Here is a 23,672-nt window from a genome sequence, read left to right on the forward strand (position 1 = left end):
ATATATGCACTAATAATAAAATTAGGAAAGGTGCCAGAATCAGTATGAAACCCTCGCTTCAGCTTAAGCTTGGCCAACAACTTGCGATGACGCCGCAGTTGCAACAGGCGATCCGCCTATTGCAGTTGTCGACGCTCGATCTGCAACAAGAAATCCAAGAAGCATTGGAAGCTAACCCTCTCCTAGAGCAGGACGAGTCGACGGATAGCGAAGACGGTGAGGGTGAAGAGACGTTTAACGGTGATGACAACACAAGCGCCACTGCCGACAGTCAACAAGACACGCTCGATAGCTCTGATGCCATGGAACAACAGGAAATGCCCGAAGATCTTCCTGTTGATACAACATGGGATGACATGTACAGCGCCAACACCGGCAGTACAGGTATTTCCCTCGGTGATGACATACCTGTCTATCAGGGGGAAACCACCGAAACCCTGCACGATTACCTCACTTGGCAAGTCCAGCTCACACCATTTTCTGAAGTCGACCTCGCAATCGCTACGGCTATCATTGATGCAGTCGATGATAAAGGCTACCTCACCGTAACTTGCGAAGACATCTTAGAGAGCATGGGCGCTGAAGATGACGACATTGAATTAGATGAAGTTGAAGCCGTTCTTAAACGCGTTCAGCAATTCGACCCTCTCGGTGTCGCATCCCGATCTTTGCAAGAGTGTCTGCTGCTCCAACTCGCCGCCTTTGCGGAAGATACGCCATGGCTTGCTGAAGCCCGTATGGTGCTAAAAGGCCACATGAACGCGTTGGCTAATCGCGATTTCCGGCTGATAATGAAAGAAAGTAAACTTCGCGAGCCCGAGCTCAAAGAAGTGATGCAGCTCATTCACACGCTTGAGCCTCGCCCTGGCAACCTCATTGTGACCAATGAAGCGGAATATGTGATCCCAGATGTGTCTGTGATCAAAGATCGTGGCAAGTGGATGGTTAACATCAATCCTGACAGCGTGCCTCGTCTAAAGGTGAATCAGCAATACGCCGCGCTCACCAAAAATGGCTGTAGTGCAGCAGATAGCCAATTTATTCGCAGCCACTTACAAGATGCTAAGTGGTTGATAAAAAGCTTAGAAAGTCGAAATGAAACCTTGCTCAAAGTGGCACGATGCATCGTTGAGCATCAGCAAGATTTCTTTGAATTCGGCGAAGAAGCGATGAAGCCAATGGTACTAAACGATATCGCCATGGCAGTGGAAATGCATGAATCCACCATCTCTCGGGTGACGACCCAAAAATACATGCATACCCCTAGGGGCATTTTTGAACTGAAATACTTCTTCTCGAGCCATGTCAGTACTGACAATGGCGGTGAATGCAGCTCTACGGCAATTCGTGCATTGGTCAAAAAGTTGGTAGCCGCCGAAAATCAGGCAAAACCACTTAGCGACAGCAAGATTGCCACACTGCTGGCGGAGCAAGGGATCCAGGTCGCAAGGCGAACAATCGCCAAATATCGCGAGTCTCTGGGTATTGCCCCGTCAAATCAGCGTAAACGCCTTATCTAGGCGTCCAATCAAAAGGAAGATGTTTATGCAAATCAATCTCACCGGTCACCACGTAGAGATCACCGACGCCCTTAGGGAATATGTGACAACCAAGTTTGATAAGCTCGAACGATTTTTTGATCATATCAATAACGTTCATGTCGTGCTTAACGTCGAAAAACTCCAACAGATTGCCGAAGCGACCCTGCATGTAAACAACGGCGAAATTTTCGCAAAAGCAGATTCAGAGAACATGTACGCTGCCATCGATTCGCTGACAGACAAGCTAATTAAGCAGTTAAGTAAACACAAAGAAAAGATGAATCACCATTAATCATGGAACTTAAAGACGTACTTAAATTGGACTGCACGAAAAGTGCAGTCCTTTGTTCAAGTAAGAAACGCGCACTTGAAATGATCAGTGAACTCGCTGCCATCGAATTGGATCAAAACCCACAGAAACTCTTTGAGTGCATGTTGGGCAGAGAAAAAATGGGCAGTACGGGCATTGGGAATGGAATAGCCATTCCCCATGGCCGTATCTTCAACAGCGATCACGCCGTCGGTGTATTCATTCAATGTGCTGAACCTATTGAGTTTGATGCTATTGATAACCAACCCGTCGATCTCTTATTCGCGCTACTGGTTCCTGATGATCAATGCAAAGAGCACTTGAAGACCCTGTCTTTGATCGCGCAGAAACTCGGCGACAAACAAATTTGTCGGCAGCTGCGTCATGCAAACTCAGATCAAGAGCTTTACGACATCATTACCGGATAACGCCACCAGGAATACACCATGCAGTTGAAAATCGTCAGTGGCCGTTCGGGTTCAGGAAAGTCTGTTGCGCTCCGTGTTTTAGAAGATCTCGGCTACTACTGTGTCGATAACCTTCCTGTAAATTTGCTGCCTCAGTTTGTCGCGGCTCAAAATGGCGACGACTCTCAAATTGCCGTCAGCATCGATATTCGCAACATGCCGGCCGACCCAGAAGAGATCACCCAGACCCTCGCCCAATTGCCTGATGACGTTGATGTCGATATCTTCTTTCTTGATGCTGATGACAACGAATTGGTGAAACGCTTTAGCGAAACCCGACGCCTACACCCGTTATCTCGCGACAACCTCTCGCTCGAACAAGCTATCGACAAAGAGAAGCAACTGCTGACGCCATTGAAAGAGCGTGCCGATAAAGTTATCAACACCTCCAAACATTCCATCCATGACCTCAGTGAAGCGGTTCGTGCGTTAGTGTTAGGAAGAACCAACCGTGATCTGGTGATGGTCTTTGAATCTTTCGGCTTCAAGCATGGCTTACCGTCTGACGCTGACTTTGTGTTTGATGTGCGTTTTTTGCCAAACCCACATTGGGAACCGGCACTACGCCCGCTCACTGGTCTCGATGAACCGGTCAAAATGTTCCTCGCCGCAGAGCAAGACGTTGCCATGTTGATCGCGCAAGTCAAAAGCTTTCTCGAGTCTTGGTTACCGGCGCTAGAAAAAAATAACCGCAGCTACCTGACCGTCGCTATCGGTTGTACGGGTGGGCAACATCGCTCTGTGTATATCGCGCAATTTTTAGCCGATTACTTCGCCGCGCATAACCATCAAGTCCAAATTAGACACCGCACACTCGAAGGGAAAATATGAATCATGTCAGCAAGGAAGTACTGATTCAAAATCGACTTGGGTTACACGCTCGTGCAGCCGTCAAACTGGTAGAAATGGCACAAAGCTTTGAAGCCGAAGTAATGATTTCTAAAGACGACCAAACCGTCACTGCTGACAGCGTGATGGCTATCCTTTTGCTGGATTCTAGTCAGGGTGAGCAAATTACAATATCAGCCGAAGGGCAACAGGCACAGCAAGCCTTAGACGCGGTTACCGCGCTCATCGAAGCGGGCTTTGACGAAGAAAGCTGAGTAAATTCTCATCTGAGACGCAACCGCCCATTTCGTTCTGCTTGGGACAAAAAACGCATAAGACAGCCTGTTCAGATTACGTTAATATTCATACCATTGCGCCACTCGCCGTCACACGGACATTTCCATGGCAGAGAATTACGAAGTAGAAGCGTCAAGTCAGACGCATCAAACCTTGCAGGAAGTTAGCCGCGCCTTAGAAAACGGCATGTTTGTTCACGTCCGTCGTTTACTTGAGGACATGGAACCTGAGGACATTGCTCACCTTCTAGAAGCCTCCCCACCAAAGAGCCGCTTGGTTCTGTGGCAGCTTACCGATCCCGAAGAACAAGGTGAAATCCTCGAAGAGCTTTCCGAAGACGTAAAAGACGGCATCATGGTCCGTATGCAACCGGAGCAGCTTGCCGCTGCAACGGAAGGCATGGATACAGATGATGTCGCTTATCTACTTCGAAGCCTACCGAATAGCGTCTCTCAAGACGTTCTTGCCCAAATGGATGCACAAGATCGTGCACGGGTTGAGCAAGCTCTGGCATACCCAGAGGACACCGCAGGCGGGATGATGAACACCGACGTGGTGACCATTCGCTCTGATGTTACCGTGGATGTAGTACTGCGTTACCTGCGTATGAAAGGCGAACTGCCTGAAGCCACTGATACCCTCTATGTGGTGGATGAAAACAGTCATCTTATCGGTTCATTACCTATCACTGCCCTGTTGACCACGCAGCCCGACACCGACATTCTCGACATCATGGAAGACGCAGACGAAGCGATTCCTGTTGATATGGATGATGGTGAAGTAGCGAGCCTTTTCGAACGCCGAAATTGGGTCTCCGCACCTGTCGTTGACGAAAATCAACACCTTGTGGGGCGTATCACCATCGATGACGTGGTAGATATTATTCGTGAAGACGCCGAGCATTCCATGATGAGCATGGCGGGTCTGGATGACGAAGAAGATACCTTTGCACCCGTACTCAAATCTGCCCGTAGCCGTAGCATTTGGCTCGGCGCCAACGTTCTCGCAGCCCTTGCCGCTGCATCCGTCTCTAATCTATTTGAAAACACACTCGAGCAAATGGCTGCTATTGCTGTTTTGATGACCATCGTACCCTCGATGGGTGGCGTTGCCGGTAACCAAACCGTGGCACTGGTTATTCGCGGCTTGGCCGTCGGACACATTGGTGACTCCAACACGCGTTGGTTACTAAGAAAAGAAGCACTCGTTGGCTTACTCAACGGCGTTATTTGGGCGTGTATCATTGGTGGCGTGGTCGTTCTCTGGAAGGGTAGCCTCATGCTAGGGGCAATTATCGCGGCAGCGATGTTGACCAACTTAGTGGTGGCTGGTGTTGCAGGTGTGACTGTACCCATCATGCTCAAGAAGATGAAAATCGACCCCGCTCTTGCTGGCGGCATGGCACTGACCACGATTACCGATATGATTGGCTTGTCTGTTTTCCTCGGTCTTGCGACGGTTTTCTTAGTTTAACGAGATCTTAGATGCCAAATCTTAGTTCCTAGGTCCTGAATAAAAGCTTAACTGAACTCGATACAAAAAAGCGGCTTCTGAAAACAGAGCCGCTTTTTCTTTTCCTAGGATCGGCTATTCCTAGCCTTTAACCTATCACTCACCGCCAATTTTCAGTGATTCCACCAAAATCGATCCGGTTTGGATTTGGCTGCGATATTCTATATCAGCACCGACAGCAACAATCTGTTTGTAAATATCGGCAAGATTTCCTGCGATGGTAATTTCACTGACTGGATATTGAATTTCACCATTCTCTACCCAAAAGCCCGCGGCGCCACGCGAATAGTCACCCGTAACAATATTCACGCCTTGGCCCATCACTTCAGTGACCAACAATCCAGTGCCTAGGGCTTTCAGCATTTGCTCAAAAGATTGCCCCGTGTTACCCACAAACCAGTTATGAATCCCACCCGCGTGACCTGTCGGTTGCATTCCCAACTTACGCGCTGCGTAGCTGGTCGCCAAGTAGGTTTGTAGCGTGCCATCTTTGATAATATCGAGATCTTTGGTGATCACCCCTTCGCTATCAAACGGAGAGCTGGCCATCCCTTTAAGGATATGTGGACGCTCATAGATAGAAAACCACTCAGGTAAAATCTGATGGCCTAGCTTATCTAACAAGAACGAAGACTTACGATACAAACTTGAGCCGCTAATCGCGCCAACTAAGTGACCAAGCAGCCCTGTTGCTACATCAGCAGAAAACATCACAGGCACTTTGCGCGTGGTTAGGCGACGCGGCTCCATACGGTCAATCGTGCGTTGTGCCGCTTCGATACCGACTTTTTCAGGAGCCCAAAGCTCGTTTTTATCACGAGAAACCGTGTAGCTATAATCTCGCTCCATGCCTTTGCTGTCTTCAGCAATCACGCTACAGCTAATGCTGTGACGGCTTGAAGCGTAGCTACCCAGCATGCCATGGCTGTTGCCATACACACGCACGCCGTAATGGCTGTCGTAACTCGCACCATCACTGAACTTGATACGCTTATCGTAATCCAGTGCCGCACGTTCGGCGGCAATCGCTTTTTCAGCGGCATGGTCAGGCTCAGGCTCGTCAGGGTAGAACAAATCTAAATCGGGGTAATCGTAAGCCATCAATTCAGCGGGTGCGGGACCTGAAAACGGATCTTCTGACGTGTAGTTAGCAATATCTAACGCAGCAGCAACAGTTTGGGCAATGGCTTTTTCAGACAGATCAGACGTTGATGCGCTGCCTTTACGCTGGCCACGATATACCGTGATACCCAGAGCACCGTCGCTGTTAAATTCGACGCTTTCCACTTCGCACATACGAGTAGCAACGCTGATCCCCGTAGTTTTGGTGATCGCGACTTCAGCGGCATCTGCTTTTTTCCCAGCCAGCTCTAAAGCACGGGTGACCGCAGCTTCTAACTCAGCACGTTGCTGAGCAACCTGTTGTTTCACGTCCATAAAGTCTTAAATTGATGTGTGTTGCTAATAAGCATACCATTCGAAGCCATTACCGTGCTTATAAAACACCTGCAAAACTCCACATTCTTAACCATACCAACATGAATCAATCTCCCTAATTCACATCCCGCGCTGTCCCAACATCCTGCCACAATGAAACAATCACAATGGGCGAGCAACCACAGAAGTGGCTGAACACGTTCATATCAATGCTCATCACATAATATTCGATGATTTTAAGCGCTAAGAATGAGCGAATATTTGTAGATATTGGTATAAACTAAGGCGCTAAAGTAAGCGATAACCTCGGGAAAGATTATGGGCCGTAAGAACAAACGTGAGCCTTGGGAAGAGGAAGAAGAGATCATCTGGGTCAGCAAATCCGAGATGAAGCGAGACATGGAAGCATTGCAAAAACTAGGTCAAGAGCTGGTCGAGCTTAGGCCGTCAGTACTGGCAAAGTTTCCACTGGACGACGATCTGCGTACCGCAGTAACGGATGCACAACGCTTTGAAAAAGAAGCACGACGTCGCCAGTTTCAGCTTATCGGTAAAATGATGCGTACCCGCGACATTGAGCCTATTCAAGCTGCAATAGATCTTCTACAGAACAAGCACAATCAGCAAACCATCGAGCTGCATAAGCTTGAAAAAATGCGTGACCGCATGATTGCTGATGGTGATGACGTCATTAATGAAGTCATGGATGCGCACCCTAATGCCGATCGTCAGAAGCTTCGTCAATTGGCTCGTCAGGCGAAAAAAGAACAAGAAAGCAACAAGCCCCCTAAAGCGTCTCGTGAGATTTTCAAAATCCTACGAGCACTCAAAGCAGAAGCCGATAAATAGGTACTTCTGTTTTGCGACCAATCAGGGCGACATTGCTATCTATAAAAAAACCGGGAGATCCCCGGTTTTTTTTGTTTCTGCTTCAACGCACAGTATCTGGCGGTTATTCTGTTCCACCGACGGTCATCGCATCGATTTTCAGCGTTGGCTGTCCAACCCCGACTGGAACACTTTGACCCGCTTTACCACACACGCCCACACCACGATCCAGTTTAAGATCGTTACCGACCATCGAAATCTGTTGCATCGCTTCAATGCCGCTGCCGATTAAAGTCGCCCCTTTCACTGGCGTTGTCACTTTACCGTTTTCAATCAGGTAGGCTTCACTGGTGGAGAACACAAATTTGCCAGATGTAATATCGACCTGACCACCGCCGAAATTCGGTGCATAAAGACCGTATTCAACACTGCTGATCATCTCTTCCGGTGTGCTTTCACCACCCAACATGTAGGTATTGGTCATGCGTGGCATGGGCAGGTGAGCATACGATTCACGACGGCCATTCCCTGTTGGCGCAACCCCCATCAGATGTGCATTGTGCTTATCTTGCATATAGCCTTTCAAAATACCGTTTTCAATCAGCACATTGTATTGGCCTGGAACACCCTCATCATCGATGTTCAACGAACCACGTCGATCTTGCAGCGTACCGTCATCAACAATAGTGCAAAGCGTTGATGTTACTTGCTCACCGATTTGTCCGGTAAACACAGAGGACTCTTTACGGTTAAAATCACCTTCCAAACCATGGCCTACCGCTTCATGAAGCAGTACGCCTGGCCAACCTGCACCCAATACCACGGGCATAGTGCCTGCAGGTGCTGCTTTCGCATGAAGGTTAACCAATGCTTGACGGACAGCTTCATCGGCATAATGCATCGCCACTGTTTTTCCGTCTTCATCTGACACGAAGTATTGATACCCAAATCGACCGCCACCACCTGCAGAGCCACGCTCACGACGTCCGTCTTTTTCTACTAGTACGCTAATAGATAAACGCACTAATGGGCGAGTATCTGCAGCATAAGTGCCATCTGTTGCTGCAATCAACACTTGTTCATACACGCCGCTAATGCTGACCGAAACTTCCTGGATCAAAGGCTCTTTCGCGCGAATATACACATCCACTTCTTTTAGCAGCGCAATTTTATCTTGCTTTGACATACTTTGAAGCGGGTCAATGGCTTGATAAATCATAGGATATGCGCGATTAGCAAAAGCAGACACTTTGAGCTTACCGCCTTTATCTGCAATACCGCGCGCCGCCGTTGCGCTTTGCATCAAAGCATCAGCATTGATTTGGTCTGAATACGCAAAACCGGTTTTCTCACCGCTAATAGCACGAACGCCAACACCACGATCAATGTTGAAAGAACCATCTTTAATAATGCTGTCTTCCAAGACGAGCGACTCATGCCAGCAAGACTGGAAGTAAACGTCACCGTAATCGATGTTTCTTGCGGCCAGATGCTCCAGCGTTTGGCTGAGTTGACTTTTGCTCACACCCGACAGGTGCAGCATCGTTTCTTCGACGTGTTCCAGACTCATGGATAAATTGCTCTTTAGCGCTGAAAAAAGAAATGTCCCGTCACGGGTTTAGTCACGGGATTAATAATGAATTGAGGTTGCGCTATTTCATCACGCATTGCAACTGAGCATGCTGTAATAGCGGCATTTTGCTGCGTATCGCGCTGTTAGAAGCCAAATCCACATCAGCCCACGCAGTGCCAATATTGTTGTTTAGCTCGCACGCAACTTGACCCCAAGGGTCAATAATCATTGAGTGCCCATAGGTTTCGCGTCCGCCTTGATGCTCACCGCATTGCGCTGCTGCAAGTACCCAACACTGGGTCTCAATCGCACGAGCACGAAGTAAAACTTCCCAATGCGCTGCACCCGTTACTTTGGTAAACGCCGCAGGCACAACAATGATGTCAGCGCCGCGCTGACGAAGTGCTGAGTAAAGTTGCGGGAAGCGAATGTCGTAACATATGGATAAGCCAAGCATGCCAAATGGCGTATCAACCAGTGCAATATTTTCACCGGCACGGAAAGTATCTGACTCGCGATAACTGCGATGATTATCCGCAATATCAACATCAAACATGTGCAGCTTTTCGTAAGAAGCACGCAAATTGCCTGCAGCGTCATAGACTAAACACGTGGTACTCAATGTACCGTCATGATTACGGATCGGAAACGAACCCATCACTAGCCAAATACCGAGTTCAAACGCTAACTCTGATAATCGCTTTTGAAGCGGACCATGGCCCAATTCTTCTGCATACTTCTCATAGTCTTCTTTACGGCCGAAAACGAGTGCATTTTCAGGCGTCAAAATCAAACGGGCACCTTGTGCTTGTAAATGCTTGAGCTGACTTTCCAGCACATCAAGGTTATCTTCAGCATTTACACCCGAGTTCATTTGTACAACACCAAACTTGGTCATTACTATTTGCTCCCTTGCTGCTCGGTACGCAGGCGCTCTGTGGCCTGCTCCGGTAACGTCACTTCGCTTGAACTTCGCGACACTTCCCTGACTAATGGGTCATCAATTGCCCCAGTTACTTGATATCGAACTTGCGTAAACGCATCCACGACAGGCGAAAGAACGGTTGTCACCGCCAAGACATAGAGCGCAGTCTGAGGCGCCACAGCAAACGCGGTTAAGACCGGAATGCCCGACGTTATATCAGGGATGAAGCGCACCTCAGCATTTACCTGATTTTTCACCAGATTCGCTATCCCTTTAATAAACATATCACCTGCCAGCGCTTTCATCTGGATATTATCCGTGACAACGACCCCGTTAGTGATTGATGCGCTACCGCTGATCTCATCAAATGCCAGACCATCTTCAAACACGCCGGTAAAGTCGAGCTGCATTTTTCGCAGAATAGAATCTAGGCTAAACAGCCCAAGCAAGCGCCCTGCACCACCCACACCGCTGACGTATCCATCTTCTATCTTGGTCTCTAACATACCGTTCAAACTGGCGATATCCATCGACCAGGGCGCACCCTCAAAGCGCAGATCGCCTTTGGTTTTTACGCTGGCATCTTGAATGCCCCCCGTCACCGCAAAGCGCCCCATCAAATCGCTACTGTTTTTACCCTGAATATCAAAAGAAAACTGACTCTTGTTTATCCCTTGAGGAGTGATTTCCCAATCACCATTGGCCGTTAATTGGGTACTACCACTGCCGAGGTTAAATTTGGATAACGTCAGTTTTTCACCCGATTTCAAAAGCTGTGATTCCACACGACCAATGCGATAGCCTTGCAGCCACAATTCATTGATCACGAGATCAGTCGAGGGGATTTTCGCCATCAACGCGCGATCTATCTCAGTTGCGGTCGGGTTTTTCTTTGTCGAATCGCGCAGTTTTACGTCATCATCTAGATCAATATTGAGGAATAAATGCTCGATAGAGACGGTTAGGAATTTATCTTCATCCCACCACGCATCACCTGAGAGCTCCTCACTGCCCACGAGAATATGGAAGCCATCACTTTTCTCTCTAGCAGCCAGCGAGAAATGGTTAAACGTCAGCTCACCAGCTAGGACTTTTTCCGCTTTCACGTTCACTCGAGAAGGCGAAGGCACGTTAACTGGCATTTCCTGCTTCTTACCTACTTGGCTTTGCTGGTAACGTGAAAGTACTTCCTTCCATGCCACAACATCCAGTAAGGGAACATCCACACTCACAGCATTGCCAGAAAGCGGCTTTAACGAGAGCTCTCCTTCTCCCATGAGTATTCGGCTGCGTGTAATCGTGGGTTTCTCACCACTGATATCCACGTCCGCTTGGTATTTGAGTTGCGGTAACTCGACTTGCCCGACCAAAGCTTGCCCATTCCCCGACGCTTTGAGGTAGCCATGGCCTTTAATAAATGACGACTTTTCAAGTGGTGCAGGCAGGTTCACATCCATTTGAGTGAGGTCTGCATCCAAAAGTACATCGTAGGTAAAACCAATGTCTCGCAATGCAATACCGACATCAAGATCCCATGATGAGCGTCCTTCAATGAAATCAAGATCCGGCAATTCCAGCGCAGCTTTTAACTTATCGGCCTGCCATTTTCCTGCAATGTCGATATTGACCAAGTAATTATCCGCTTCACTTTCCCCTTTAAACCCAACGCTAATAGGCTGGTTGAGCAAATTGGCTTTAAGGTTTTTTGCCCAAATCAGATCGTTATCAAACTCTAGTTTGCCTTTCACGTTGTTAAGGGTGATTGGCGGGCTAACAATCGCCACCTTGCTATCATTTAATGACGCGGAACCCTTAACGCTGACATCGTCTCCATTGAGCGGAATCGCCAATGAGATGCCTCCCATGACTTGGCCATCTACCTGTACATGGGTCAGTGCTGCGCCGACCGAATCAACCAATGGTGTTGCGAGCATATATTGGTGCAAATCTTTCCCGCTAGACGCGATTTTTGCATCAATAAACAATTTGCCATTCTCATTGCTGAGCGACGGAATTTCACCTTTCAGATCATAGCCTCTGGCGCCCATCAGATCGACGTTACTGGCCTCCAAGAAAAGCGTGTCGTTTTGAAACAATAAATCGAGATCGAGACCTGTCAGCGTCGGCCATTGGGTATCGAAGCTAAATTTTGCATTTCTGAGCGGCACAGATGCTTGAAAAACACCTTGATGCTCTGGGTAAGGGAATGTACTGAAATCTCCGTACCACACCAATTTAGCAAGATCCGCTTGCCCACCTCTAATAGCCGCAGAAAGAAAGTCCGTCAGATCATGACCGAGTGCCAAGGTCGGTAAATAGCGCCATATTTCCCCAGCATCACTCAGACTCGCTTCGGCGTAAAAAGCCAGCCAACTGTTTCCTTCAAACGGAATATCAAGTCTAAACTCACCCACTACATCCAAATGCGGAGAGCGCACGGCAACACTGTCTGACCAAATCACAACGCGATCGTCGTTATAGTCCCAAAACGCAGTGACATCACCTTGCTTAATATCCAATGGCGCTTGGAAGAACTCGCCATAAGGTAAGGTGTCATCTTGCATTGCCAGCGTCACTTTGCCGTTGGTCCCTTCGCCAACCAATGCCAATTGAAGCTTGTGCACTTCTGGTAAATAGCTCCAGTGTTTAAATGCTAGATCCTCAAACGTCGCCGAGTAAGCAATATCTGATGTTGTTGGCTTAGCAATACGAATGTCTTTTGCTTGTCCTGACGGTAGGAGGGAGGTGATGGCCTGCTCTACGCCGGAAGGAATATCGAACACTTCCCTCAGTGGCAGCAATAAAGGCAGGTCTAGCATCGCCAGACTCATCCTCCATTCATTGTCAGAAAATTCAGCACGCAGCCCCGGTTCGGGCCAAAGCTCCTTTCCGGTTTTAATCGCTAGATTATCTGTCGCCACTCGCCAGCCCGCATCGTCTGACCGTTCCAGGAGGATATGGCCGTTCTCAATCGAGACCGACTGCAACGTATCATGCGCTTGCAACGAGGGCGTCTTTGAATGCCACGCCATGGCGCTGTTGGTTAGGCTCACTAGCGCAGTTTTTGGCATACCATCTGCAACCGTTAACCACGCCTCACCCGCCACTTTCGCATGCGATAAAGTGATCTTTGGATTAATGAATTTGGCAATCCAAGCCCGTAAAGATACGTCCTCAGCATGAAGGTAAAAATCACCATCGAGTGAGCCAAGCCCATTGCTTTCCGTGAAGACACCACGAATATCGACCTGATTGAGCGATGTTCCAACCACACTCACCACGCCTTGAACATGATGTTGACCGGATTGGTTATCCCAACGCAGTGACTCAATGTTGATGGTTTTACGCTCGTCAGACGGTGACATCACAGTGACGCTAGCATTGTGAACAGCAAACTGTCCCAGTCCTACTAAGAACAAGCGCTCTAGCTGTGTTTTTAAGCTGCCATCAGGGGTGTTTTTTCGTTCAGGTATTTGCGTAACGTCAACATTCAACCCATCAATACTGATATTGGAAAACGTTGGCTCTCGATGCTGCAAGCTGGCAAACAGGTCGAATTGCATGTCGATGCTGTCAGCCGTAAGAATTTTTTGCCCGCCCTCTGTCGAAGAAAGCGAGAAATCATGGAGGGATAACGAGGGCACCAGATAGCGCCAATGCCCTTTAAATGTGCTGAATTCGACGTGAAAACCACTGGCATCACTCGCCCAACGCTGGATAGGCGCCTTGGCCGTATCCAAATTGGGTAAAACAAGCCGCATGGCAGCAGTCAAAATAGCGATAGCCACCAGCAGAACAACTACCAGCCAAGTGACAATTGCGCCTAAACGCTTGGCAAATCTCACCATGTGATTCTATTCATTGTATCGCTATTCATCATGCAGCTTTTCATCATGACGCTATATTCACTACGCAACATTTGCGCCCATCATTACATCATGACCACATCAAACTGCTCTTGGGTATACAGCGGCTCAACATGGACCTTGACTTGCTTACCGATAAAGACTTCTAGCTCAGCGACAGCATGAGACTCTTCACCTTCCAGTGCCTCACCGACAGCAGGCGATGCATACACAACAAATTTGTCTGCATCGTAAGCGCGATTAACGCGGGTAATTTCACGCAGCACTTCATAACACACGGTTTCTACCGTTTTAACCGAGCCACGTCCGACACAGGTTGGGCACTGTCCACACAGCACGTGCTCTATGCTTTCGCGGGTACGTTTACGTGTCATTTCCACCAAACCAAGTTGAGTGAAACCATTGATGTTGGTTTTAACGCGGTCTTTTTGCAGCGCTTGCTCAAGCGATTGAACCACACGCTGACGGTGCTCATCAGAAATCATATCAATGAAATCGATAATGATAATGCCACCGAGGTTACGCAAACGAAGCTGACGGGCGATGGCCTTTGTCGCTTCAGTATTGGTGTTGAAAATTGTCTCTTCGAGGTTACGACGACCAACAAACGCACCCGTATTAATGTCGATAGTGGTCATCGCCTCGGTCTGATCGATGATGATGTAGCCGCCAGATTTTAATTCAACTTTACGATCCAATGAGCGCTGAATTTCATTCTCTGTGTCATACATGTCGAAGATAGGCTGCTCGCCAGTGTAAAGCTCTAGCTTATCCGTCAGCTCAGGAACGAACTCTTCCGTAAACTCACGCAGTGCTTCCATTCCCGTGCGGGAATCAACACGAATAATGCTCAGTTCCGTTCCAACAAAGTCACGCAGAATGCGCTGAGCCAAACCCAGTTCGCCATATAACATAGATTTTGACGGGCGCTTCGAGCGACGTTCAATCACTTTGTTCCACAAGCGTTTGAGGAAAGCCGCATCTTGATTCATCTCTTCATCAGAGGCACCTTCTGCTGCGGTTCGGATAATAAAACCACCCAAATCATCACAGTAACGCGACACGATTTTTTTCAGACGATCGCGCTCTTTCTCGCTCTCAATACGCTGTGAAACCCCAACATGGGATGCCCCTGGCATAAAGACTAAATAACGTGAGGGTAAGGTGATATCCGTAGTCAGCCGCGCGCCTTTGGTTCCTAGCGGGTCTTTAACCACTTGCACCACGATGTCTTGTCCTTGACGGACCAACTCAGAAATGTCGCGAACCTGAAATTGCTGCTTTTCGTTTTCTGACACACATTCGGTATGAGGAACAATGTCTGACGCATGAAGAAAAGCGGCCTTATCAAGACCAATATCCACGAACGCGGCCTGCATGCCCGGTAAGACTCGGCTCACCTTGCCTTTGTATATATTGCCGACAATGCCGCGCTTCGCTTCACGCTCAATATGAATTTCCTGAAGGCTACCACCCTCAATCATGGCAACACGGGTTTCCGTAGGCGTAACGTTGATCAATAACTCTGCGTTCATAGGGATTCACCACATAATTTTTGGAATTCTTTCAACAGAGCATCTGTCTCGTAAAGTGGCAAGCCCACCACAGCATGGTAACTGCCGTCGATACGTATGACGAAACGGCCACCCAGCCCTTGAATTGCGTAACTGCCAGCTTTATCGCAAGGCTCGCCACTTTGCCAATAGGCATCAATTTCCTCGACGCACAATGGCTTAAACCATACCTGAGTTGTGACAAGCGTCGTGAGTGATTGGTTCCTGTCAGCCAAAGTGACTGCCGTCATAACTTGATGCTGACGCCCAGAGAGCATACTCAGCATACGGCGAGAATCATCAAGGTCTCGGGGTTTTTCCAACACCTCGCCATCACATACCACGATGGTGTCCGAACCCAAAACAGGATGTGGAGATGGCGCAACCAGCACGCCAGCCTTTGCTTTATCAAGTGACAAACGGCGGACATAGTCCGCCGCTTCTTCATGGGGTTGTCGTTGCTCTTCTACGTCAACGCTCAGAACAGAGAAGGATACAGAGAGCTGTTCAAGCAACGCCTTCCTGCGAGGTGAAGCAGACGCGAGGTAAAGCTGAATATCTGCCATTGCTTCTCCAGATTATCGGATAGAAAACTGACGGCGAACCCGTCGCAGCAATAAAAATAGCCAAGGCCACAATAAGAAGTTAAGCACACCCGCCCAAAGCTGTGTTGGATCAAACTGCACGTTGGACACCAAGTATTCTGCCCAAAACTCTAACACCTTCCCGGCTAAAGTCAGCAAGGCCAAAATGGCGGCTTGTTGCCACAAAGACATGTTACGTAGCATCTGGAAGTTCAGCGCGACAATGTAGACGAGAACAGACATCATCAAACCGCGCACGCCCAGTGTTGAACCGAGCATGAGGTCCCACAGTAAGCCAACCACAAGAGCTGTACCCACATTCACACGATGTGGCAAGGCGAGTACCCAGTAGAAAGCCACCAATAGCACCCAAGAAGGACGAAAAGGCGCGAGCTCTCCAGGCCAAGGAGCCGCTTGCAAAATCAAAGCAACAACAAACGAGAGCCAGATGAACACATGACCGCGAAACGTAGAATTAGCCATTGGTTATCTCTTTTTGTGCATCTGCTGCAGGTGCTTGTTGTTCGGCTTCTGGCCTTTGGCCTTCAGGCATTTTCTTATCGGTCTCTGGCGCTAAATCGCCTTCGGCGTTAAGCGACATATTCGCTTCGGCTGCCGGAGCATGACCTTTTTCAACATTGCTTGGCCATACCAACAACAGATAACGCAGACGATCAAACTGCACTTCAGGCTTAGAATCTACCTGTGCAAACGGACGACGATTGTCAAAAGAAAACGACGTCACTTTCGCCACTGGGTAGCCTTCAGGAAACACGCCACCCAAGCCAGACGTCACTAACATATCGCCTGGTTCAATATCCGCACTGCTTGGAATGTTCTCAAGCTGAATATTGTCAGTTTGCCCACGACCTGCTGCGATAACACGTACGTCGTTACGCACGACTTGAACAGGAATAGCGTGGGTAGGGTCAGTGATCAATAGCACTCGGCTATTGTGAGCACCAACGTAAGAAATTTGCCCAACAATCCCGCGTTCATTAATCACGGGTTGTCCTTCGTATACGCCGTTTGTTCGCCCTTTATCGATCATGACCTGATGCTTGTAAGGGTCAGAATCGACTGCCATCACCTCTGCCACCATTTTGCGTTCATCACGCACAAACGGAGAACCAAGAAGTTCGCGCAATCGTTGATTCTCCTGCTCCATCTGATCAAACAGCAATTGGCTGCTGCGAAGCATCAAGACTTCTTCTTTCAACTGGGTGTTATCAATCAAAAGTTGTTGATGAGACGAAAATTGACGGAACAGGTTATCAAGGAGGTCTCGCGGCATATTCGACGCGTATTGCAGCGGAGCGACCACTGAATTAAGCAGATAGCGAAAATTAGTGAAGGCACCAAGACGACTATCAGCCAGCATAAGGCTGGCTGATATCAAAAGAGCAAACAACAGGCGTAATTGTAAAGATGGCCCACGGCCAAACATTGGTTTCATTCAGTTACAACCTGTTAAACCGATTAGTTGATCGAAGAGGTTTAATCTTCGCTGAATAGATCGCCACCATGCATGTCGATCATTTCCAGTGCCTTACCACCACCACGAGCAACACAAGTGAGGGGGTCTTCAGCCACAACAACAGGAATACCGGTTTCTTCTGTCAGCAAGCGATCTAGGTCGCGCAGTAATGCACCACCGCCCGTCAACACCATTCCGCGCTCAGAAATATCTGACGCTAGCTCTGGTGGACACTGCTCAAGGGCAACCATCACAGCAGAAACGATACCGGATAGCGGCTCTTGCAGCGCTTCCAAAATTTCATTTGAGTTCAACGTAAAGCTACGCGGCACACCTTCAGCAAGGTTACGACCACGCACTTCAATTTCAAGCACTTCATCACCAGGGTAAGCAGAGCCGATTTCGTGTTTGATGCGTTCAGCAGTTGCTTCACCAATCAAGCTGCCGTAGTTACGGCGCACATAGTTGATCACAGACTCATCAAAACGGTCACCACCAATACGAACAGACGAAGAGTAAACCACACCGTTCAGTGAGATAACGGCCACTTCTGTCGTACCGCCACCTATATCGACAACCATAGAACCGGTTGCTTCTGATACAGGTAAGCCAGCACCAATCGCCGCGGCCATTGGCTCATCAATCAAATACACTTCACGTGCACCAGCACCCAGTGCCGATTCACGAATCGCACGACGCTCAACTTGTGTAGAACCACAAGGAACTGCAACCAGCACGCGAGGGCTTGGGCGCATGAAGCTGTTGTCATGCACGGTTTTGATGAAGTGCTGCAGCATTTTCTCAGTCACGTAGAAATCAGCGATAACGCCGTCTTTCATTGGACGAATGGCTGCAATGTTTCCTGGCGTACGGCCCAGCATTTGTTTTGCTTCATGACCGACTGCCGCAACGCTTTTTGGTGAGCCTGCACGATCTTGACGGATAGCAACAACGGAAGGTTCATCAAGAACAATTCCTTGTCCTTTAACATAGATAAGGGTGTTAGCGGTTCCCAGATCGATAGACAGATCGTTGGAGAACATACCACGAAGTTTCTTAAACATAGTCTTCGGTTAATCCTGCAAGCGTTAAAATTCTTCAAATTGCGCTAAATGTACCAACGCAGACGGGGCGCGGCAAGGTGATGATCTACAAACCTGAATGAGATCAGTCTTTTTTTTCATTCCCCTGTCAAAGTGATGTTTTTTTCACCTTTATAGATAACCCGATCACTTCCTCGATAAAAACCGAATGTTCCTATTGCAGAAGGATCATCATCAAATTGGGTTCCTTGCCAATTATGCTGTAACCAAGTTTGCGGCACCACACCACTGACAGCTTTATCCAGTTGCTGCCAGTAACGGAACTGCTCGCGGTTTAATCCTGAACTTTGGTCGGGTGCGATCACGTGAAAATCGGCACGGCCCTCTTTAACGTTTTTTGTAGCCACGACGTTTTTTGCATCGTCACGCAGCTCTATCTTAGCCTGTAAAGCGGAGTTATCACTGAACAACACGTCTTTCTTACCAATGTCTGTCGAAACAATTGTCGCGTTGTCTCGTGTATTGGTAACAAAGTGCGTGCCGTTAAAGACTTCGACTGCAACAGGCAGGGTTTGTTCATTCGTTAAATCTTGAGTTTCAGTGAAACCTTCAATGCGCATACGGCCAAAGAAGAAGTCGCCTTTGCCGAACTCAGCACCAAATCTATTCGATTTAGGGTTTTGTACTTTATTGACGCAGTTTGTCCCATTTGGTGAGTGACAATAGTCGAAGTCAGTGTCATCGCGATCTGACTGAGCTACACCAACAGCAAAATGAAGAGGCTCAAAAGGCCCATCGGGAGAAGAAGCTCTTTGAATATCCATCAGTCCACCGATAGTAACTTCACTATACTCCCCTAGACCAGACTTCCACTGAACGTTAGGCAGTTCATTATGACTCCAACGAGAAGACAAATCTTTCCCAGCATATGGATAGCGTGAATTGGAATGTATTACCCAATCAGTAAAAGATGCCTTATCCCCAGCATCTAAGTAACGATGATAGTTTTTCACTGGCTTATTTTGTGCTGTCATCGCGTAAACGGTAAACATTCCTTCAAATGGCTGACCGAGATACGTAAAACCGTTAGCCTTTTCGTCGTATGCTTTTTCTACGCCCGGTGAAATTTTAGATGTAGATGCGAGAGAGAAATGTGATGGATAGAACCGTCCGATGTGCATATCACCTCGGTTAACCTTCATATCCAAATATTTTCCATTAACTTTAGATCGGAGATTAAATATGCCAACATCGTTAACCTTCAACGAAGGGAATGCATAAACACCATTAACAGCATCGATATTTGATTGAGCAACAGCACCTTCTACATTCGTACTTGAACCAAGAACAGGAAAAGCAATTTTTGCTTTATTTCGAATAGTTACTGTCGCTTCGGGTGCATTTACATGCCAAAAACTAGGCGTTGAAGGGCGTGAGCAATAATCCTCCGACCATAAATTTATTTTAGACTCGTCGTCTTTGTCGCCATCAAGCCAAATGACGGGTTTTAGATTCACACTAAATGGCGCTCCCGCATAAGTAAAAGCATCTGATGCTGTAGAGTGTCCCTTATCAGAAGCGTCAATATCACAAACTGCTAGGGTGTAGGGGCGAACATCTAAATTTGCCGTCCCTTTAACGATGTTATCTTTGGGAGCGTCGCGTTCACTGGCTCCCAGCTCTCTATCGTCATCGTCATCGTCATCGCGATACTTCCAATCTAGATCTGTAACATCAAATGCAATTCTGCCAGCATCTTCGTATCGAACAATAAATGCACTTTCTGCGCGTCCAGCGACAAATTCTACAATTTTTGTTCTATCTTTATTTAAGCCTGAAATGACTATTTTATGAGGTGCTACATTCTCATTCAGATATAGGGGTTCTAAATAATCAGTGGTACCAACATGAAGCATTTTAAAGCCTTTATAGTCTCCGACAACCTCACAGTTCCCACCACTGGAAGCAACAGCCTCGAGACTTAAGTTTTCGCTTTTCCCTGCAACCATTTTTGATGGATTTGGTGCTATGCGAAAACCAACTGGAGTAAATCTATAGGGCCCACCAATTTGATTGATTGCGTTGCCGTCTGGGCCTTTGGTCTCGCCAAAGATTGAAACTCGGTTATTCGAATCACTTTGCAGCCATAGCAGTCCGCGCCCTCCTTCGAGAGTAATCGAGGTTGTATTTCCAGGCTCACAAGGTGCATCTTGGGATTTAGCCCAACAAGATAGTTCTTTAGAGCGCGTGATAGAGGCTGTTAATGTGCTCGTCAATTGCTGCTGCAAATTTCCAGATGTATCTTCGACAGAAAAAGAGACTGGCACTCTAGTGCATGAGCTAACGACTGATGACTTCGGAGAAATCACTAACTTGAAGTCATGCTTATTTTCTTCATAAGTCACTGATGCTGAGTCATTCATTAAAAAGCGTCCAGCAGTCACTGCTCCCCTCAATTCGCTGCTACCCGCAAGTTTTACACTGCCTTGAGCGTATATATATGCGTGAGTTTCACTTCGGTACCCGAGAAGCGCATCATACTCCGAAGAGCTAGCTTTCTGGCCATGAACCCAAATAGCCAAATCATCTGGGTCACCATCGATATTCACCGTTGAATTACTGGACGTTTTGAGTGAGTTAAGGTGAATCTCTACTCGTCCATTAACATTGAGCTTCGCGGAATCATTCAGTGTCAAATCTCCGAAATAGTAAACGCCACTAGCCAGATTTAGTGTTTTATATTGACCGATCATGACTTCATTGTAATTAGGGTCATTTGGAGTGAGGTTGTAATCAACATTAACACCTGGAATCGGCAAAGCCTCTTTGGACAAATCTTGTGGTCCACTTCCAATTACTAATGGTTCTAAATACCTATTATCCCCACGGAGGCTGGGATTAGGTATGCATGGAAAAGCATCAAAGCCATCAGAGCAATGTGAGGCTTGTTGCCCAATGTTAAATCGACTAAATCCCAATTCAATTTTCTTCGAACCAATTGAAACAATCTTCGATGTACCTGCCAGCTCAATTAATGAGTCGGTATTCGAAGGCGATTGCGCAGGCCCCGGAAAGTACCGCGCATCGGAGGCAAAAGCATGAGCGTTTAAAAACGCAATGATAAAGACAAAAGGTAAACGAAGACTCATGGCGTTAACTCCTTAGCCCAGCTCTCTTGCACGCGCACGACTTTCAAATGCCCGCTTCCGCACTCACCTTTGCTCTCAATACGATACTGCGCCAACGGCGCGACACCAACAGTGTTACAGGTGACAGAGACAGAGCAACCCGTCAGGCCAGCGGAATTAAAATTCGTTGTTATTGCTGAAGCGCTGCAACTTGCCGTTGGCAGATTATTTTTATCGGTCGCCAACGGAAACAGCCTCGCCATCGCCATTTCAGTTCCGCTATTTGCAGCAAGCCATGCGCGCGTACCCAGCACTTCTCGGGTCGTGGTGTCGCTTTGTGACCAAGTGATTTGCATTAAGGCCGCACCAAGCGCAGCCAATGCAGTAATCGCAAACACCGCAACAATCAACATACTGCCCTGTTGGCGTTGTAAAGAAGACGAAGAACTAAGGCGCATTGAGAACCTGCACTTGTTGGTTATAGATAGAGGTTTCACCGGATTGATTGAAGCGATAGTAAATGTTGATCAGGTTACCGCTTGAGAGTGATTCACCAGACAGATTGAAACGACTACCGGTCGCGATATTTTGTGCCAGCGTGACGTTTTTTGGCGTCGCGCCATCGTTCACGCGTCGACGAAGCTCGCCATTATCAAAACACAACGTCACTGAATGGCTGTAAAGGTAAACACGCTGAGACGGTGACACTGCAGGCCATTCAGCAGCGGGAAGTTTATCAAGCGTCAGAGTGCTCCCCGACGCATCAGTAATCGCAAAACTGTTCGCCGCTCCACCGACAAGATCGGATGGTGTCATAGGCAAAAATACCAAGCGATGATCACCGCCTTTGACTGCGTCTTGCCAATTGGTTTGCTCTGTAGAAAGCGCGACATCCATTGTCTTCGTATTTTCTTCTAACTGGTTATACACACCAGAATAACGAATTGGGGTATAGGTTAAACACGAACCGCCATCCCACACCGTCATGCTGTTTGGCACTGCATGGCGAAGTTCTCGCCCCAGGCGTTCAACAGCAAAACGCGCTTGGGATTGCAGCGCTTCACGGTCACGGGATTCTACGTAACCCGTGGCGCTGGATTCAATAAAGCCAAAGATTCCCACAGACACAATCGCCAAAATCGTCAGCGTAACGATCAGTTCAACCAGTGTGAAACCTTGGTTTACACGCCTTGATGGTGCGCGTTGTCGTGGAAATCGCAGGCCCGACATCAGAAATTACTCCGATACGCCGTGAAATCAAAACGGCCAAATTGACCGGTATCCACATACAAATCAATTCGCTTATAAAGCTTGCTGTTACCTGTCGAATCATCAAACGTGCTGTTGTCATACACCACGTTAATATCTACCGTGAAACCACGGTAATCATCCGCTGTGCCGCCAATCAATGTATCTAGCGCGCCGCGATGTGTTCGTGGACAGGAACCGAGGTCTCCCCAACAGCCAATGTAATCTTCTGTGGCAATAAACCCTTCGTTCGCTGAGAGCGTCGGTGTGCATGTAGGTACGGGGTTAGGGGAAATAATGCCTTGCGCCAATAGCGCATCGGCGTCTTCATCACAGCGCCAACGGCTACCATTGGGATCGGAATTGCGATCAAATTGTCGCGCTAATACTTGGTTCATCACCGCTTGCCCAAGCGCAGCGGCACGGGCTTCAAAGTGCGGGTTGGCGGATTTGGCAAACATGGGGAATAACGTGGTGCTGATCAGCACCAAGGCAACGCCGAATACGACAATGCCGATAACTAATTCCACCAGCGTATAACCACGCTGATGGCGAGAAATTGGGTTTGAAGCTTGTGTTTTTTTTTCAGCTGCAGGCATAGAAGTAACCTTCGCTGTTTAAACAAATACTCGCAGAGCTTGAACCTTGCGAGAAGGTGATCTTGCATTCAGACGCGATGCAAATTCGATTGTTATTGGCGGCTACAGGTCGCCCCAACAAATCAAAACGAATCGTTTGTTGTGGTGCGATGCGAACAGAAGAATCCGATAAATCCACCACATCACTGCGATCGGTTTTGAAACCACAGCCAGAAGCAGCACTGCCCCCCATGCGGGAGGCAGTCACGTTCAGGGCATGGCAGTCAGCAGAAGGGTCTTCCTGCTGCATTGCCCTAAGCTGAACTTGCCTAGCGACAGACAAGCCAGCATCCCGCGCCCCGTTCACTGAAAAAGCTTCAGATCCCGACAAGCGCGGTACGGCAAACACACTAATAACACCGAGGATCACCAAGACAGTGACCAGCTCGATTAGGGTGAATCCTTTTGTCATGTAAA

The 23,672-nt window shown here is 48.0% G+C and carries 21 protein-coding genes; 7 read left to right on the forward strand and 14 right to left on the reverse strand.

Going from position 1 to position 23,672, the window contains the following annotated elements; translation table 11 throughout:
• Positions 1-44 precede the first annotated feature (44 nt).
• The 6 genes from AC3CIC_RS14400 to mgtE all read left to right on the forward strand — a co-directional run bounded on the left by AC3CIC_RS14400 (position 45) and on the right by mgtE (position 4,916).
• Complete coding sequence (locus AC3CIC_RS14400) at positions 45-1,520, forward strand: RNA polymerase factor sigma-54 (RefSeq protein WP_016960789.1); 1,476 nt, start codon at positions 45-47, stop codon at positions 1,518-1,520.
• A 25-nt stretch (positions 1,521-1,545) separates the two neighbouring features.
• The gene (hpf, locus tag AC3CIC_RS14405; RefSeq protein ID WP_016960790.1) at positions 1,546-1,833 is read left to right on the forward strand and encodes a ribosome hibernation promoting factor; all 288 of its coding nucleotides are present in this window, start codon (positions 1,546-1,548) and stop codon (positions 1,831-1,833) included.
• 2 nt (positions 1,834-1,835) lie between these two features.
• Positions 1,836-2,279 carry a PTS IIA-like nitrogen regulatory protein PtsN gene (gene ptsN / locus AC3CIC_RS14410; RefSeq protein ID WP_394211676.1) on the forward strand — a complete coding sequence of 148 codons (444 nt, stop codon included), beginning with the start codon at positions 1,836-1,838 and terminating at the stop codon, positions 2,277-2,279.
• An 18-nt stretch (positions 2,280-2,297) separates the two neighbouring features.
• Positions 2,298-3,149, forward strand: coding sequence for an RNase adapter RapZ (gene rapZ, locus AC3CIC_RS14415; protein WP_017005098.1), 852 nt, complete (start codon positions 2,298-2,300; stop codon positions 3,147-3,149).
• Positions 3,146-3,421, forward strand: coding sequence for an HPr family phosphocarrier protein (locus AC3CIC_RS14420; protein WP_016960793.1), 276 nt, complete (start codon positions 3,146-3,148; stop codon positions 3,419-3,421). Before rapZ ends, AC3CIC_RS14420 begins: the two co-directional genes overlap by 4 nt.
• 127 nt (positions 3,422-3,548) lie before the next feature.
• Positions 3,549-4,916 (forward strand): magnesium transporter, encoded by a 1,368-nt coding sequence (mgtE, locus tag AC3CIC_RS14425; protein WP_016960794.1) that lies wholly within the window; start codon positions 3,549-3,551, stop codon positions 4,914-4,916.
• Between the two features lie 135 nt (positions 4,917-5,051).
• On the opposite strand, the gene pmbA is transcribed toward mgtE, so the two are convergent.
• Positions 5,052-6,392, reverse strand: coding sequence for a metalloprotease PmbA (pmbA, locus tag AC3CIC_RS14430; RefSeq protein ID WP_016960795.1), 1,341 nt, complete (start codon positions 6,390-6,392; stop codon positions 5,052-5,054).
• A gap of 318 nt (positions 6,393-6,710) precedes the next feature.
• On the opposite strand from pmbA, the gene yjgA reads away from it, so the two are divergent.
• The gene (gene yjgA, locus AC3CIC_RS14435) at positions 6,711-7,241 is read left to right on the forward strand and encodes a ribosome biogenesis factor YjgA (protein WP_016960796.1); all 531 of its coding nucleotides are present in this window, start codon (positions 6,711-6,713) and stop codon (positions 7,239-7,241) included.
• A gap of 103 nt (positions 7,242-7,344) precedes the next feature.
• Here the strand turns inward: yjgA and tldD are convergent, their stop codons facing one another.
• The 13 genes from tldD to AC3CIC_RS14500 form a co-directional block, all read right to left on the reverse strand.
• Positions 7,345-8,790 carry a metalloprotease TldD gene (tldD, locus tag AC3CIC_RS14440; protein WP_016960797.1) on the reverse strand — a complete coding sequence of 482 codons (1,446 nt, stop codon included), beginning with the start codon at positions 8,788-8,790 and terminating at the stop codon, positions 7,345-7,347.
• Positions 8,791-8,872: 82 nt separating this feature from the next.
• Positions 8,873-9,691, reverse strand: a complete 819-nt coding sequence (locus AC3CIC_RS14445; RefSeq protein ID WP_488514928.1) for a carbon-nitrogen hydrolase family protein — start codon at positions 9,689-9,691, stop codon at positions 8,873-8,875.
• Positions 9,692-9,693: 2 nt separating this feature from the next.
• Positions 9,694-13,566 (reverse strand): YhdP family protein, encoded by a 3,873-nt coding sequence (locus AC3CIC_RS14450; RefSeq protein ID WP_488514929.1) that lies wholly within the window; start codon positions 13,564-13,566, stop codon positions 9,694-9,696.
• An 83-nt stretch (positions 13,567-13,649) separates the two neighbouring features.
• Complete coding sequence (rng, locus tag AC3CIC_RS14455) at positions 13,650-15,119, reverse strand: ribonuclease G (protein WP_016960800.1); 1,470 nt, start codon at positions 15,117-15,119, stop codon at positions 13,650-13,652.
• Entirely contained in the window at positions 15,116-15,703 is a 588-nt protein-coding gene (locus AC3CIC_RS14460; protein ID WP_017007142.1) for a Maf family protein, read from the reverse strand. The genes rng and AC3CIC_RS14460 overlap by 4 nt, the downstream gene beginning before the upstream one ends.
• A gap of 12 nt (positions 15,704-15,715) precedes the next feature.
• Complete coding sequence (mreD, locus tag AC3CIC_RS14465) at positions 15,716-16,204, reverse strand: rod shape-determining protein MreD (protein ID WP_016960802.1); 489 nt, start codon at positions 16,202-16,204, stop codon at positions 15,716-15,718.
• Positions 16,197-17,177, reverse strand: a complete 981-nt coding sequence (mreC, locus tag AC3CIC_RS14470) for a rod shape-determining protein MreC (protein WP_026024087.1) — start codon at positions 17,175-17,177, stop codon at positions 16,197-16,199. The genes mreD and mreC overlap by 8 nt, the downstream gene beginning before the upstream one ends.
• Before the next feature lie 41 nt (positions 17,178-17,218).
• Positions 17,219-18,262, reverse strand: coding sequence for a rod shape-determining protein (locus AC3CIC_RS14475; protein WP_016960804.1), 1,044 nt, complete (start codon positions 18,260-18,262; stop codon positions 17,219-17,221).
• 116 nt (positions 18,263-18,378) lie between these two features.
• The gene (locus AC3CIC_RS14480; RefSeq protein WP_488514930.1) at positions 18,379-21,390 is read right to left on the reverse strand and encodes a DUF6701 domain-containing protein; all 3,012 of its coding nucleotides are present in this window, start codon (positions 21,388-21,390) and stop codon (positions 18,379-18,381) included.
• A complete protein-coding gene (locus AC3CIC_RS14485) occupies positions 21,387-21,827 on the reverse strand; it encodes an MSHA biogenesis protein MshP (RefSeq protein ID WP_488514931.1) in 441 nt (146 codons plus the stop codon). Before AC3CIC_RS14485 ends, AC3CIC_RS14480 begins: the two co-directional genes overlap by 4 nt.
• Positions 21,817-22,599, reverse strand: a complete 783-nt coding sequence (locus AC3CIC_RS14490; protein ID WP_488514932.1) for a PilW family protein — start codon at positions 22,597-22,599, stop codon at positions 21,817-21,819. The genes AC3CIC_RS14485 and AC3CIC_RS14490 overlap by 11 nt, the downstream gene beginning before the upstream one ends.
• Positions 22,599-23,216: a type IV pilus modification PilV family protein gene (locus AC3CIC_RS14495; protein WP_488514933.1), complete on the reverse strand. Its 618-nt coding sequence runs from the start codon at positions 23,214-23,216 to the stop codon at positions 22,599-22,601. Before AC3CIC_RS14495 ends, AC3CIC_RS14490 begins: the two co-directional genes overlap by 1 nt.
• Positions 23,203-23,667: a type II secretion system protein gene (locus AC3CIC_RS14500; protein ID WP_488514934.1), complete on the reverse strand. Its 465-nt coding sequence runs from the start codon at positions 23,665-23,667 to the stop codon at positions 23,203-23,205. Before AC3CIC_RS14500 ends, AC3CIC_RS14495 begins: the two co-directional genes overlap by 14 nt.
• Positions 23,668-23,672 lie beyond the last annotated feature (5 nt).

Source organism: Enterovibrio sp. QJM3NY_24, assembly GCF_057786035.1.

Excerpts from the sequence above, each read along its gene's own strand:
- AC3CIC_RS14400 (WP_016960789.1), top strand. The coding sequence starts at position 45 with ATGAAACCCTCGCTTCAGCTTAAGCTTGGCCAACAACTTGCGATGACG.
- hpf (WP_016960790.1), top strand. The coding sequence starts at position 1,546 with ATGCAAATCAATCTCACCGGTCACCACGTAGAGATCACCGACGCCCTT.
- ptsN (WP_394211676.1), top strand. The coding sequence starts at position 1,836 with ATGGAACTTAAAGACGTACTTAAATTGGACTGCACGAAAAGTGCAGTC.
- rapZ (WP_017005098.1), top strand. The coding sequence starts at position 2,298 with ATGCAGTTGAAAATCGTCAGTGGCCGTTCGGGTTCAGGAAAGTCTGTT.
- AC3CIC_RS14420 (WP_016960793.1), top strand. The coding sequence starts at position 3,146 with ATGAATCATGTCAGCAAGGAAGTACTGATTCAAAATCGACTTGGGTTA.
- mgtE (WP_016960794.1), top strand. The coding sequence starts at position 3,549 with ATGGCAGAGAATTACGAAGTAGAAGCGTCAAGTCAGACGCATCAAACC.
- pmbA (WP_016960795.1), bottom strand. The coding sequence starts at position 6,392 with ATGGACGTGAAACAACAGGTTGCTCAGCAACGTGCTGAGTTAGAAGCT.
- yjgA (WP_016960796.1), top strand. The coding sequence starts at position 6,711 with ATGGGCCGTAAGAACAAACGTGAGCCTTGGGAAGAGGAAGAAGAGATC.
- tldD (WP_016960797.1), bottom strand. The coding sequence starts at position 8,790 with ATGAGTCTGGAACACGTCGAAGAAACGATGCTGCACCTGTCGGGTGTG.
- AC3CIC_RS14445 (WP_488514928.1), bottom strand. The coding sequence starts at position 9,691 with ATGACCAAGTTTGGTGTTGTACAAATGAACTCGGGTGTAAATGCTGAA.
- AC3CIC_RS14450 (WP_488514929.1), bottom strand. The coding sequence starts at position 13,566 with ATGGTGAGATTTGCCAAGCGTTTAGGCGCAATTGTCACTTGGCTGGTA.
- rng (WP_016960800.1), bottom strand. The coding sequence starts at position 15,119 with ATGAACGCAGAGTTATTGATCAACGTTACGCCTACGGAAACCCGTGTT.
- AC3CIC_RS14460 (WP_017007142.1), bottom strand. The coding sequence starts at position 15,703 with ATGGCAGATATTCAGCTTTACCTCGCGTCTGCTTCACCTCGCAGGAAG.
- mreD (WP_016960802.1), bottom strand. The coding sequence starts at position 16,204 with ATGGCTAATTCTACGTTTCGCGGTCATGTGTTCATCTGGCTCTCGTTT.
- mreC (WP_026024087.1), bottom strand. The coding sequence starts at position 17,177 with ATGAAACCAATGTTTGGCCGTGGGCCATCTTTACAATTACGCCTGTTG.
- AC3CIC_RS14475 (WP_016960804.1), bottom strand. The coding sequence starts at position 18,262 with ATGTTTAAGAAACTTCGTGGTATGTTCTCCAACGATCTGTCTATCGAT.
- AC3CIC_RS14480 (WP_488514930.1), bottom strand. The coding sequence starts at position 21,390 with ATGAGTCTTCGTTTACCTTTTGTCTTTATCATTGCGTTTTTAAACGCT.
- AC3CIC_RS14485 (WP_488514931.1), bottom strand. The coding sequence starts at position 21,827 with ATGCGCCTTAGTTCTTCGTCTTCTTTACAACGCCAACAGGGCAGTATG.
- AC3CIC_RS14490 (WP_488514932.1), bottom strand. The coding sequence starts at position 22,599 with ATGTCGGGCCTGCGATTTCCACGACAACGCGCACCATCAAGGCGTGTA.
- AC3CIC_RS14495 (WP_488514933.1), bottom strand. The coding sequence starts at position 23,216 with ATGCCTGCAGCTGAAAAAAAAACACAAGCTTCAAACCCAATTTCTCGC.
- AC3CIC_RS14500 (WP_488514934.1), bottom strand. The coding sequence starts at position 23,667 with ATGACAAAAGGATTCACCCTAATCGAGCTGGTCACTGTCTTGGTGATC.